Raw genomic sequence first — 13074 nt, 5'->3', positions numbered from 1 at the left:
TGATTTCTATCATGTCCTCCGCTGCATCTTTCCGCACAGAAAAAGACCTGCTTGGCGTACTCGACGTACCGGCTCAAGCGTATTACGGCATCCAGACCCTGCGAGCGGTGAATAACTTCCGTCTCTCCGGCGTTCCGATTTCGCATTACCCGAAGCTGGTAGTGGGCCTGGCGATGGTCAAGCAGGCTGCTGCCGACGCCAACCGTGAACTGGGTCACCTCAGCGAAGCCAAGCACGCTGCCATCAGCGAAGCCTGTGCCCGTCTGATCCGCGGCGATTTCCACGAAGAGTTCGTGGTGGACATGATTCAAGGCGGCGCTGGTACTTCAACCAACATGAATGCCAACGAAGTCATCGCCAACATCGCGCTGGAGGCCATGGGTCACCAGAAAGGCGAATACCAGTACCTGCACCCGAACAACGACGTGAACATGGCGCAGTCGACCAACGACGCCTACCCGACGGCCATCCGCCTGGGTCTGCTGTTGGGTCACGACGCCCTGCTCGCCAGCCTCGACAGCCTGATCCAGTCGTTCGCCGCCAAAGGTGAAGAATTCGGCCACGTCCTGAAGATGGGTCGTACCCAGCTGCAAGACGCCGTGCCGATGACCCTTGGCCAGGAATTCCGCGCCTTCGCCACCACCCTGGGTGAAGACCTGGCACGCCTGAAGTCGCTGGCTCCTGAACTGCTGACCGAAGTGAACCTGGGCGGTACCGCGATCGGCACCGGCATCAACGCCGACCCGCGTTACCAGCACCTGGCCGTTGAACGCCTGGCGCTGATCAGCGGTCAACCGCTGGTACCCGCTGCCGACCTGATCGAAGCCACTTCCGACATGGGCGCCTTCGTGCTGTTCTCCGGCATGCTCAAGCGCACCGCGGTCAAGCTGTCGAAGATCTGCAACGACTTGCGCCTGCTGTCCAGCGGTCCACGTACCGGCATCAATGAAATCAACCTGCCAGCGCGTCAGCCAGGCAGCTCGATCATGCCAGGCAAGGTCAACCCGGTTATTCCGGAAGCCGTTAACCAGGTGGCCTTCCAGATCATCGGTAACGACCTGGCCCTGACCATCGCGGCCGAAGGCGGCCAGCTGCAACTGAACGTGATGGAACCGTTGATCGCCTTCAAGATCTTCGACTCGATCCGCCTGCTGCAACGCGCCATGGACATGCTGCGCGAGCACTGCATCGTCGGCATCACCGCCAACGAAGCCCGCTGCCGCGAACTGGTCGAGCACTCGATCGGCCTGGTCACTGCGCTGAACCCGTACATCGGCTATGAAAACGCCACCCGCATCGCCCGTATCGCCCTTGAAAGCGGCCGCGGCGTGCTGGAACTGGTACGCGAAGAAGGCTTGCTCGACGAAGAAATGCTCGCCGACATCCTGCGTCCGGAAAACATGATTGCCCCGCGTCTGGTGCCTTTGAAGGCCTGACGCCCGCTCTTTCAACGAAGAGCCACCGCTCACCAGGTCGAGGGACTAGACACCTCTCACCTTTTGAGGGCCCGGAGATCATTCTCCAGGCCCTTTTTTTTGGATTTTTTGCAACGACACGGAACCTGTGGGAGCGAGTTCGCCCGCTCCGACAAGAGCCTGACCCCGAAAAGGTCAGGTGCTTCAAAGGACTCGTTTCGGCACCCGCACCACAACAGTGCAGACGGACGGCGCCCCGATAGGTATAGTGCCGCCCCTCTTCGCATGAGCGGTCGTCGGTAGCGAGACCCCAAGCCATGCGAAACCCGAACTAATAACAAACCCGCGAAAGGAAGCCGGGACGACCTCCGTCTCGCCTGTTGTGCCGTGCGCAAACGGGTGTAACGCGATGTGTCTGCCTGGCCAGCATTTGCCTACACAAAAAACAGCGAGGAATACTCCATGCTCGAAGTCATTAACGACTTCCTCTCAGGGAAAGTACTGATCGTGCTCATTGTCGGGCTCGGTAGCTACTTCACGATCCGCTCGCGTTTCGTTCAATTGCGTCACTTCTTCCACATGTTCGCGGTGTTCCGCGACAGCCTCAAGAGCAGCGCCGGCCAACTCAGCTCCTTCCAGGCCCTGATGCTCAGCCTCGCCGGGCGCGTGGGTGCGGGCAACATTGCCGGGGTCGGTATCGCCGTGACCCTCGGTGGCCCGGGCGCCGTATTCTGGATGTGGGTGACCGCGCTGGTCGGCATGTCCAGCAGCTTCTTCGAGTGCTCCCTCGGCCAGCTCTACAAGCGCTGCGATTCCGAAGGCCTGTACCGTGGCGGCCCGTCCTATTACATCCAGCACGGCCTGCAGAAACGCTGGCTGGGCATGATCATGGCGTTCCTGCTGCTGATCACCTTCGGCTTCGCCTTCAACGGCCTGCAAGCCCACGCCGTGACCCACTCGCTGAACAATGCCTTCGGCCTGGACACCACCTACACCGGTATCGGCCTAGCCGTGTTGCTGGGGCTGGTATTCATCGGCGGCATCAAACGCATCGCGGGCATCGCTGACCTGCTGGTCCCGGTCAAGACTCTGGCCTACATCGCCGTGACCATCTACGTGATCGTGCTGCAATTCGACCAGGTGCCGGGCATGCTGATGACCATCGTCAAAAGCGCCTTCGGTCTGGACCAGGCCTTCGGCGGCCTGATCGGCAGTGCCATCATCATGGGCGTGAAACGCGGCGTGTTCGCCAACGAAGCAGGCCTTGGCAGTGCGCCAAACGTGGCCGCCGTGGCACAGGTCGAGCACCCGGTTGCACAGGGCGTGGTCCAGGCGTTCAGCGTGTTCCTCGACACCTTCGTGATCTGCACCTGCACCGCGTTGCTGATTCTGCTATCGGGCTTCTACACCCCGGGTTTCGAAGGTGACGGCATTGCCCTGACCCAGAACTCCCTGGCTGCCGTGGTCGGCGAGTGGGGCCGGATGTTCATCTCCGTGGCGCTGGCGCTGTTCGTGTTCACCTCGATCCTCTACAACTACTACTTGGGCGAAAGCAACCTGCGCTTCCTGATCGGCGACAACCGCAAGGCGCTGATTGGCTACCGCGCCCTGGTACTGGTGCTGATCTTCTGGGGTGCCATCGAGAACCTCAGCACAGTGTTTGCCTTCGCCGACATCACCATGACGATGCTGGCGTTCGTCAACCTGATCGCGCTGCTCCTGCTGTTCAATATCGGCATGCGCATCCTGCGTGACTACGATGACCAGCGTGCAGCCGGCATCAAGACCCCCGTGTTCGATTCCAGCAAATTCCCGGACCTGGACCTGGACCGCAAAGCCTGGCCGGCCAACCCGCCAGCCGCCGCTAATACTCAGGCCAAGGCTCAAGCTGAACCGCAAGGCGACACCGCAGCGCAACGCTGATCGGTATAAAACCGGGCGCATCCCCTGCGCCCGACGTGACACGGCTTGCAGTCAGCGTCATGCTCGACTGCAAGCCGTCATCGTTTCGGAGAACCTCCATGAATTCCTCGACCTACCCTGCCGCCCAGCACGTCATGGTGCTCTACACCGGCGGCACCATCGGCATGCAATCCAGCGCCCATGGCCTGGCCCCGGCATCCGGTTTCGAAGCGCGGATGCGCGAGTACCTGCACAGCCAACCTGAACTGGTGGTGCCACAATGGCGCTTTCGCGAGATGTCGCCGCTGATCGACAGCGCCAACATGACCCCGACGTACTGGCAGCAACTGCGCGAGGCGGTGGTGGAGGCGGTGGATGTCCAGGGCTGTGACAGCGTGCTGATCCTGCATGGCACCGATACCTTGGCCTACAGCGCGGCGGCCATGAGTTTCCAGCTGCTGGGCCTGCACGCCCGCGTGGTGTTTACCGGCTCGATGCTGCCGGCCGGCGTGACCGACAGCGATGCCTGGGAAAACCTCAGCGGCGCGCTGGTCGCCCTCGGCCGGGGCCTGGCACCGGGCGTGCACCTGTACTTCCATGGCGAGCTGCTGGACCCGACCCGTTGCGCGAAAGTGCGCAGTTTCGGCCGGCATCCGTTCAAACGCCTGGAGCGTCAGGGTGGTGGCGTGAAAGCATCTTCAATACCCGCGCAACTGAATCACAACCAACCCAGGCAGCTGGCGAACGTCGCGGTACTGCCGCTTTTTCCAGGCATCGGCGCCGAGATACTCGATGGCCTGATCGACAGCGGCATTCAAGGCCTGGTGCTGGAGTGCTACGGCAATGGCACCGGTCCCAGCGACAATCCCGCATTCCTGGCGAGCCTGGCACGGGCGCGGGACAAGGGCATTGTGGTGGTGGCGGTTACGCAATGCCATGAAGGGGGCGTCGAGCTGGACGTGTACGAAGCAGGCAGTCGGCTGCGGGGCGTCGGAGTGCTTTCGGGTGGCGGCATGACCCGTGAGGCCGCGTTCGGCAAGCTGCACGCGCTGCTGGGTGCGGGCCTTGAAACGGCTGAAGTGCGGCGGTTGGTCGAACTCGACCTCTGCGGCGAACTAAGCTGACCTTCAAACCTGACACAAAGTCCGATAGGAACGGGCTTACCCGCGAAGACAGCGGCACATTCGACTACGATGTGAATGACGCACTGTTTACGCGGGCAAGCAAATCGCCGCCTGGCCCGTCCCCACAAGATCGTCGTTAGGCACACAACTTGCTCTTGTTCCAGCACCCCAAGGCTGGAACCGCCCATGCTCCACTCCCACCTTACCACCCTCAACGCTGTCTCGCTGGCGCTCAATGTCTTCAAGGCCGAAGGCTTGTCGAGTGACGCACTGCTGGCCGGCAGCGGTATCAATACCGCGGACTTGAGCCGGGCGGACACGCGCATCACCACCCACCAGGAGATGCAGGTTTGCGCCAACGCCGTCGCCCTCAAGCACGATATCGGCCTGGAATTGGGCAGACGGATGCACGTATCGTCCTACGGCATGCTCGGCTATGCCCTGCTCACCAGTGCCACCTTCGGTGACGCTTTGCGTCTGGCGATGCGGTATCCGGCGCTGTTGGGAACACTTTACGAGCTACGTCTGGAAGAGGACGGCGAGCAAGTCTGGTTTGTGGCCGCCGATTACCGGGAGAACCCGGCACTGGCCGTGTTCAATGCCGAGTTCTGCCTGGTGTCGCTGAGGGTTATCTGCGATGACTTGCTCGGCCATTCGCTGCCCCTGCTCGCCGCCCGGCTTGAGCATGTGGCGCCGGATTACCGCGACCGGTACGCCGAACACTTCGCTTGCCCATTGCACTTCGAAGCCAAGGACAACGCCTTCGCCTTTGACCGGCGCTGGCTCGATCAACCGCTGCCACTGGCCGATGTCATCACCCATCAGGCCATGGCCGAACGCTGCCGCAAGCAGAACACCGAGTTCACCGGACGTCAGGCGTGGCTGGGACGGATTCGTCAATTGCTCAGTGCACAGCTAAATGCAGCCCCGGGGCTGGAGGGACTGGCGCAGCAGATGAACTGTTCGCCGCGCACCCTGCGCCGGCACCTCAAAGACCTGGGTTGCAGCTATCAGGAGTTGCTCGACGAACTACGCTTCGAGCAAGCCAAGCAAATGCTCTGCGAGGACCAGTTACCGATCTACCGCATTGCCGAGGCTCTGGGCTTCAGCGAGACCGCGAGTTTTCGCCATGCCTTTGTACGCTGGAGCGGTGTGGCGCCGAGCCAATTCAGGCCACACGGATAACCCTGCGGGAGCATTCCGTGCTCCGAACCAGGTGTACTGTGGCGTCACTAACGGGCGAATTTCGGTCAAATGTTTTGGCCGTATTGATCCCCTTCTGGCCTTTCCTGCCGTTCTCTGAAACGTCGCGCACCGCAAGACTGTGTTCAACCGAATCAGCCCTGCGGAGAACAAGAACATGCTGACAATCTACTCGGACGATCACCACCTGCACCACGGCCGCTGCGAATTGATAGACGGGCAGCTCAAGCCCTGCTTCGAAATGCCCTCACGGGCCGACCACGTTCTGGCGCGCGTTCAATCCCGCGACCTGGGCCCGGTGCAAGCGCCGCAGGATTTCGGCCTGGGGCCAGTGGAGCGCATTCACAGCCGCGACTACCTCGACTTCTTCAAAGGCGCCTGGGCGCGTTGGACCGAGTTCGGCACCGACGGCGATCTGCTGCCCTACACCTGGCCGGCGCGCACCCTGCGCCGCGTGCTACCCACCAGCCTGCACGGCCAGCTCGGTTACTACAGCTTCGACGGTGGCGCACCGATCACCGCCGGCACCTGGCAAGCGGCTTACAGCGCAGCGCAAGTAGCACTCACCGCACAAGCGGCGATCCAGAATGGCGCCCACAGTGCATTCGCCCTGTGCCGCCCACCAGGACACCATGCCGCCAGCGACTTGATGGGCGGTTACTGCTACCTCAACAACGCCGCCATCGCCGCCCAGGCATTCCTCGATCAAGGCCACAAAAAAGTCGCGATCCTCGACGTCGACTACCATCATGGCAACGGCACTCAATCGATTTTCTATGAGCGCCGCGATGTGTTGTTCGCTTCGATTCACGGTCACCCGGAAGCCGAGTTTCCATTCTTTCTCGGCTACGAAGACGAGCACGGTGAAGGCGCAGGTGAAGGTTTCAACTTCAACTATCCGCTGCCCGCAGGCTCAGGCTGGGACCGCTGGAGTGCCGCGCTGGAACAGGCCTGCTCAGAGATCGAGAAATACGGCGCCGACATCATCGTCGTATCCCTGGGCGTGGACACCTTCAAGGACGACCCGATCTCCCAGTTCAAGCTCGACAGCCCGGACTACCTGGCCATGGGCGAGCGCATCGCGGCCTTGGGCAAACCGACCCTGTTCGTGATGGAAGGTGGTTACGCGGTGGAAGAAATCGGCATCAATGCCGTGAACGTTCTGGAAGGTTTTGAACGCGCCCAATGAGGAATTGGCACCATGAACAGAATCAAGCGTTTAATCGTTCCAACCCTGTGCGCCATGGCGCTCGGCACTGCAGTGCAGGCCGAAGAGCGCACCTTGCGGGTGTACAACTGGTTCGACTACATCACCCCCAAGGCCCTGGAAGACTTCAAGACACAGAACGCCCAGACCAAACTGGTCTACGACATCTTCGACACCAACGAAGCACTGGAAGCCAAGCTGTTGACCGGCAACTCCGGTTATGACGTGGTGGTGCCCTCCAACGTGTTTCTCGCCAAGCAGATCGAAGCGGGCGTGTTCCAACCCCTGGATCGCAGCAAACTGCCGAACTGGAACCACCTCGATCCCAAGCTGATGAAGCTGATCGAAGCCAATGATCCGGGCAACAAATTTGCCGTGCCGTACATGTACGGCACCATCCTGATTGGCTTCAACCCGGACAAGGTCAAGGCGGTGTTGGGTGATAACGCGCCGGTGGACAGTTGGGACCTGATCTTCAAGGAAGAGAACATCAGCAAGCTCAAGCAGTGCGGCGTCGCCCTGCTCGACTCACCGTCAGAAATCCTGCCGCTGGCCCTGCAACACCTGGGCCTGGACCCCAACAGCAAGCAGCCGGCGGACTATGCCAAGGCTGAAGCACTGCTGATGAAGATTCGCCCGTCTATCACCTACTTCCACTCGTCCAAGTACATGGCCGACATTGCCAACGGTGACATCTGCGTCGCGGTCGGCTACTCCGGCAGCTTCTCCCAGGCCGCCAACCGCGCCAAGGAAGCCAAGAACGGTGTGATCGTCGACATGCGCCTGCCCAAGGAAGGCGCGCCGATCTGGTTCGACATGCTCGCGATCCCGAAAGGGGCGAAGAATACGGAAGACGCCTACACCTTCATCAACTACCTGCTGCAACCGCAGGTGATCGCACCTGTCAGTGACTTTGTCGGTTACCCGAACCCGAACAAGGACGCCACCGAGTTGGTCGATCCAGCCATTCGCAACAACCCCAACCTGTACCCGACCGAGACGGCGATGGGCACGCTGTACACCCTGCAACCGTTGCCGCGGGATGCCGAGCGGGCACGCACACGCGCCTGGACCAAGATCAAGTCCGGGACCTGATCGCACCTTCGCTTGATCCGTCACCCGGATAGCGGGCGGGCCAACTGGCCTGCCCGCCTCAGCCCTTGCGCCATACCTCATTCAGCCGCGCGAGGGCGGCGTCGATGGCCGCTTCAGGCACCGCCGCAAACCCCAGTACCAGGCCTGCACGCTGGTCTTCGGGGGTCGTTGAGTCCGGTAGCCAGTAGCTGCTCAGTCCGTTGATCTCCACCCCCACGCTGGCAGCCATTGCCACCAGTTCACGCTCACGGGCCAGGCTTTGCACCGGCACCGTCATATGCAGCCCGGCCATGACGCTCGGCAGGCTGCCCACCCCGGGGATATCTGCAGGCCAGCCTGCCAGTAACCTGTTGCGTCGACTCAGGGCGGCGCGGCGCATGCGCCGTATATGCCGCTGGAAATGCCCGGCCGCCATGAACTCGGCCATTACCGCCTGGGTGCTCACCTCGGAATGACGCACATCCACGGCACGACGCTGGGCGAACGCTTCCACCAGGCCGACGGGCAGCACCAGGTAGCCCAGACGCAATGCCGGAAACGCCACCTTGCCGAACGTGCCGACATAGAGCACCCGCCCCTGCCGGTCCAACGCCGCCAAGGGGGCCAACGGGGCACCGCTGTAGCGGTACTCGCCGTCGTAGTCGTCCTCGATGATCCAGCCGTCTGTCCGCTCGGCCCACGCCAGCAACTCCAGGCGCCGGGCCAGGCTCATGATCACGCCGGTCGGGTATTGATGTGATGGTGTGACATAGGCCAGTCGGCAGTCGCTTAGACCGGCCAGTTCAGCGCAATCGATACCATCGCTGTCCACCGAAACACCGTGCAACTTAGCGCCTGCCAACGCGAACGCATGACCGGCCGCACGGTAACCGGGGTTTTCCACAGCCACTCCGTCATCAGGCGCCACCAACAGCTGTGCACAAAGGCTAATCCCCTGTTGCGCGCCACTGGTGATCACAATTTGCTCAGCGCTGCACTGCATGCCTCGGGAACTGCGCAAATAGGCCGCGATCATCCCGCGCAAACGCGCATCCCCCTCCGGCGCGCCATAACACAATTGCTGTAAATCAGGCTTGCGCCAGAAAGCCGCATTCAGCTTGGCCCAGACCTCGAACGGGAACAGGTCAAACGCTGGTACCCCCACCCGAAACGCCCTCGGCGGCCCACTCGGCGGCTTGGGCAAATGGTGCTTCTCGACTCGTTGAAGCGCATCACTGTGGATAACTTTACTGGATGAAACCACAGGTAAATCCAGGCATTTTGTGGATAACCCTGTGGGTAAGCCTGTTGAAAACCCTGTGGATACTTTTGTGGATAGTTTTTCCGCCGGCAAGGTGTTTGCCGGTAATTGCGCCACATAGGTGCCATCGCCCACCCGCCCCTCGATGAAGCCTTCGGCGTAGAGTTGGTCGTAGGCACGCACCACGCTGTTGCGCGAAATCGATAACGCTGCCGCCAGATCGCGGCTGGCCGGTAAACGGGTGCCACTGGCCAGTCGACCGTCGAGCACACGCAGGCGCAATGCCTGATAAAGCTGGCGACTCAGGCCCTGACGGCGATCAAGCTCGATGCCGGCGGGATTGAACGACAGCGACAGTGACGGGTTGCTCATGGCGCGACACCCTGGCAATGGACCTATGAAATTAGCTATTAATGGCTCTTACAACAGACCAATAGCCTGCCTAGGATGCAGGCATTCGCCAAGGAAAATTTCCATGTATACCCCCAGCGCTTTTGCCATCGACGACCTCACCACCCTGCATCGGCAGATCCTCGACACACGCCTGGCCATGCTCGTTACCCATGGCGACAACGGATTGCAAGCGAGTCATCTGCCCCTGTTGCTGAGCCCCGAGCAAGGCCCCAATGGCACGCTCTACGGCCACCTGGCCCGCGCCAACCCACAATGGCGGGAACTGGAAGGCGGTGCCGAGGCGCTGGTGGTATTCCCGGGGGCCGAGGCTTACGTCAGCCCGTCCTTCTACCCCACCAAAGCCGAACACGGCAAAGTCGTACCGACCTGGAACTACATCGCCGTGCATGCCTATGGCTGCGCCGAAGTGTTCAGCGACGCCCAGCGCTTGCGTGATCTGGTCAGTGCCCTGACCGATCGCCACGAAAATGGTCGTGCCCAACCCTGGAAAGTCGACGACGCACCCGCTCATTACATCGACGGCATGCTCAAGGCCATCGTCGGTTTCGCATTGCCCATCCAGCGTCTGGAAGGCAAGCGCAAGCTCAGCCAGAACCGCAGTACCGCAGACATCGCCGGCGTACGCGAGGGGTTGGCCGCCAGCCCCGACCCGCATGACCAGGCGCTCGCACACTTGATGCCCAAGGAATGAACATGAGTCAGATCGAGATACGTCGCGTCACCACCGACGACCAGGCCGCCTGGCTGCCGTTATGGCAAGCCTATCTGCGCTTCTACAACACAGAACTGCCAGAGGCGGTCACCCGCAGCACCTGGCAACGCTTTCTCGACCCCAGTGAACCGACCCACGCCGCCCTCGCCTGGGCTGACGGTAAAGCGGTGGGCATGGTGCATTTCATCTACCATCGCTCGAATTGGAGCGTCGAAAACTCCTGCTACCTGCAAGACCTGCTGGTGACGCCCGAGACCCGTGGCACCGGTGTCGGCCGCAAGCTGATCGAGTTCGTCTACAGCACCGCCAAGGTCGACGGCTGCTGCAAGGTGCATTGGCTGACCCACGAGACCAACGCGACAGCGATCCAGCTCTACGAGCGCATTGCCGAACGTCCGGGTTTCATCCAGTTTCGCAAAAGCCTCTAACGTTCAAGGAGAACAGCATGTCGATTTCACTCGCCGACTGGAAAGGCGTCCCGCCACCCTCGGCCCAATCGCTCGAAGGGCGTTTCATCCGCCTGGAAAAGCTCGACCCGGCGCGTCACGCCGAAGGTTTGTTCAATGCCCTGCAAGGCCCTGGCGCCGACCCAAAACTCTGGGACTACCTGCCTTACGGTCCATTCCCGCAGCGTAGCGCCTTCAATGACTGGCTGAACAACCATGCGGCCAACAGCGACCCGTATTTCTTCTGCGTTATCGACCGCGCCAGCGGCGACGTCCAGGGCATGCTCAGCCTGATGTCGATCGTCCCGGCCCAGGGCCGCATCGAAATCGGCCACGTCACCTTCGGCGCACCCATGCAACGCTCGCCGAAAAGTACCGAAGCGGTTTACCTGCTGGCCAAGGAGTCGTTCGCCCTGGGCTATCGTCGACTGGAATGGAAGTGCAATAACGCTAACGCCCGCTCCAAATACGCCGCCGAACGCCTGGGTTTCAGCTTCGAGGGCGTGTTCCGCCAGCACATGGTGGTCAAGGGTCAGAACCGCGACACGGCGTGGTATTCGATCCTGGATTCGGAGTGGTCGGTGATTGGCGCGGGGTTCGAGAAGTGGTTGTCAGATGAAAATCAGACGAGCTCGGGGCAGGTGGAAACGCTGGTGGAGTGCCGAGGCTAACCCTGATTACAGGTTGCACCAGCACCTGAATGATCAGCCTATCTCTCTGTAAACACGGGCAGCTCCACTTTTATCGGCGAGAGTGTCGCTTGCCCGTGATGTTGCTTCTTGCTGGCTGACATCAGTCAGCTAATCGTTCGGCGAATCCTCACCACGCCCATTTGCAGCCCGAACGGGCGGAACACAGCGTTGAGTGATTTGAGCGTCTGGTTTCCTTCTCCATGTTCGATATGCACCAACGTGCGCACTGAAATCTTGCACATCTTTGCAAACTGACTCTGATGCAACCCCGTGACCTCAACCCGCAAGCGTCGAACGGCCTCACCTATTTCCAGAATGCCTTCGGCAAGTCCTTGCTCAATGCTCTCAATCAACAGGGCCCGAGCGTCTATGGTGAGCGTCATTTCAAGCCCCAGCTTTTCAAGCGTTGTTCAAGGTTTTTCAAGGCGATACTCGGGTGATTCAGGGTGACGTCAGGCAAGCCGCTGGCTGCCAGAATATCCGGCAAAGCCCGTAAATGGTCAGCATCTTGTCGAAGACGCTCGTACACGTGCCGAGAGTTGGCGATGCCTTCCACCGCTTCACATACCCCCCGCCAATCAATCTCCCCGGCAACTTCCAGTTCCTTCGGCCATTTGGTCGTACGCGTCACACCGTCCTCGTCCATCACCATAGGCGCCAGGTCATAGATCGGCGCAAGCCGAAAGGAATCCACATCGCGGATGATCGCCGTGTTGCGCCCATGATTATCCGAGTTGCCAAGGATCTTGTTGATCAAATCACGTCGCAGATAATCCGCCATCAGGTCCGGGATCTGCCCTGCTTGACCAGCTTGCGTCCATAGATTGGCAAGGAGCTGAATCACCTCCAGATGGTTCATATAGCTGCCGGGGGTTGTAACACCGGCCAGTGAGTAAATCGACTCAACAGCCAGACGCTCAACGCCCTGCCCGGTTACTTTTCGGTCAAAGCGCTGCATCCACAAACTGGGTTTGTTCGCCTCCTCCAGTGCCAGGCCCTCTGCCGCAATGGTCTCTATTCCCAGGGTTTGCAAGGCTTTGTAGTAATGGAATTCGCTTCTGAGAATGTCCTGATCTGTCTGGCCTGCCTTGTGACGGGCGAACTTCACGAACCAATGGCGCACTGTTCTTGCGTCATCCAACACCGCGTCCGGGTACAGCAACCCCTCAGGATTTTCGCTCATCAACAGTTTCGGGGCTTCCCCACCCGCCCCCGTCGCTCCACCAATAGCCGCGCCTTGCTCATAGGCGTATTCGAGGAAGCTGTTATCACGGGCAATCACTTCTTCCCGTCGAAACCCCATCGGTGGACGGCTATCCAGCGCGTCAGCCGACTCCTTGATACGCATGTTGCCAATAGGTGCCGGAGTGCTTCGACCCAACAAAAACAGATCGGCACTCACCTCTTCAGGCTTTTCCTGACCCATACGCGCCATCAGGAATCGCTTGGCTGCCCCGGCTGGTGCGATGTCATGCAGGAAGGCAGGGGCTTTTTTCAGGTTCTTCACGGAATCCCGGGAAACACAGAAACAAGAACGCCGATTTGATTGATGATGTTCGTGCGAGCAAACACATCTAACAAACCGGCGTTCTTATGCGCGATATTAATACTTTCCTTCCTTTTT

Annotated in this window: 12 protein-coding genes; 9 read left to right on the top strand and 3 right to left on the bottom strand. The window is 60.5% G+C overall.

From position 1 onward, the window contains the following. The first annotated feature begins 11 nt into the window (after positions 1-11). The 6 genes from aspA to CKW29_RS24380 all read left to right on the top strand — a co-directional run bounded on the left by aspA (position 12) and on the right by CKW29_RS24380 (position 7946). Complete coding sequence (gene aspA / locus CKW29_RS24405) at positions 12-1436, top strand: aspartate ammonia-lyase (RefSeq protein WP_095146282.1); 1425 nt, start codon at positions 12-14, stop codon at positions 1434-1436. A 441-nt stretch (positions 1437-1877) separates the two neighbouring features. Continuing rightward, on the top strand, positions 1878-3338 hold the full coding sequence (locus CKW29_RS24400) for a sodium:alanine symporter family protein (protein ID WP_095149268.1): 1461 nt from the start codon (positions 1878-1880) through the stop codon (positions 3336-3338). Between the two features lie 98 nt (positions 3339-3436). Continuing rightward, entirely contained in the window at positions 3437-4441 is a 1005-nt protein-coding gene (locus CKW29_RS24395; protein ID WP_095149267.1) for an asparaginase, read from the top strand. 186 nt (positions 4442-4627) lie between these two features. Beyond that, positions 4628-5626, top strand: coding sequence for an AraC family transcriptional regulator (locus tag CKW29_RS24390; protein ID WP_095146279.1), 999 nt, complete (start codon positions 4628-4630; stop codon positions 5624-5626). A 175-nt stretch (positions 5627-5801) separates the two neighbouring features. Continuing rightward, positions 5802-6833: a histone deacetylase family protein gene (locus tag CKW29_RS24385; RefSeq protein ID WP_095146278.1), complete on the top strand. Its 1032-nt coding sequence runs from the start codon at positions 5802-5804 to the stop codon at positions 6831-6833. Positions 6834-6845: 12 nt separating this feature from the next. Further along, positions 6846-7946, top strand: coding sequence for a polyamine ABC transporter substrate-binding protein (locus CKW29_RS24380; protein WP_095146277.1), 1101 nt, complete (start codon positions 6846-6848; stop codon positions 7944-7946). A 58-nt stretch (positions 7947-8004) separates the two neighbouring features. On the opposite strand, the gene CKW29_RS24375 is transcribed toward CKW29_RS24380, so the two are convergent. Continuing rightward, complete coding sequence (locus CKW29_RS24375) at positions 8005-9558, bottom strand: PLP-dependent aminotransferase family protein (protein ID WP_095146276.1); 1554 nt, start codon at positions 9556-9558, stop codon at positions 8005-8007. Positions 9559-9661: 103 nt separating this feature from the next. On the opposite strand from CKW29_RS24375, the gene CKW29_RS24370 reads away from it, so the two are divergent. From CKW29_RS24370 to CKW29_RS24360, 3 genes are read left to right on the top strand one after another with little or no spacing between them, the layout of a single operon-like run. Further along, on the top strand, positions 9662-10291 hold the full coding sequence (locus CKW29_RS24370; protein WP_095146275.1) for an FMN-binding negative transcriptional regulator: 630 nt from the start codon (positions 9662-9664) through the stop codon (positions 10289-10291). A gap of 2 nt (positions 10292-10293) precedes the next feature. Then, positions 10294-10740, top strand: a complete 447-nt coding sequence (locus CKW29_RS24365) for a GNAT family N-acetyltransferase (RefSeq protein ID WP_095146274.1) — start codon at positions 10294-10296, stop codon at positions 10738-10740. Between the two features lie 17 nt (positions 10741-10757). After that, positions 10758-11429, top strand: a complete 672-nt coding sequence (locus CKW29_RS24360) for a GNAT family N-acetyltransferase (protein ID WP_095146273.1) — start codon at positions 10758-10760, stop codon at positions 11427-11429. A gap of 125 nt (positions 11430-11554) precedes the next feature. Here the strand turns inward: CKW29_RS24360 and CKW29_RS24355 are convergent, their stop codons facing one another. Both CKW29_RS24355 and CKW29_RS24350 read right to left on the bottom strand, forming a co-directional pair. Beyond that, on the bottom strand, positions 11555-11833 hold the full coding sequence (locus CKW29_RS24355; protein WP_095146272.1) for a helix-turn-helix domain-containing protein: 279 nt from the start codon (positions 11831-11833) through the stop codon (positions 11555-11557). Beyond that, positions 11830-12957, bottom strand: coding sequence for a HipA domain-containing protein (locus tag CKW29_RS24350; RefSeq protein WP_143496926.1), 1128 nt, complete (start codon positions 12955-12957; stop codon positions 11830-11832). Before CKW29_RS24350 ends, CKW29_RS24355 begins: the two co-directional genes overlap by 4 nt. Positions 12958-13074 lie beyond the last annotated feature (117 nt).

Source organism: Pseudomonas sp. Irchel s3a18, from assembly GCF_900187535.1.
Classification (GTDB): Bacteria; Pseudomonadota; Gammaproteobacteria; order Pseudomonadales; family Pseudomonadaceae; genus Aquipseudomonas.
The sequence above is the reverse complement of the archived record's forward strand: the minus strand, read 5'-3'. Positions and strand labels throughout refer to the sequence as shown.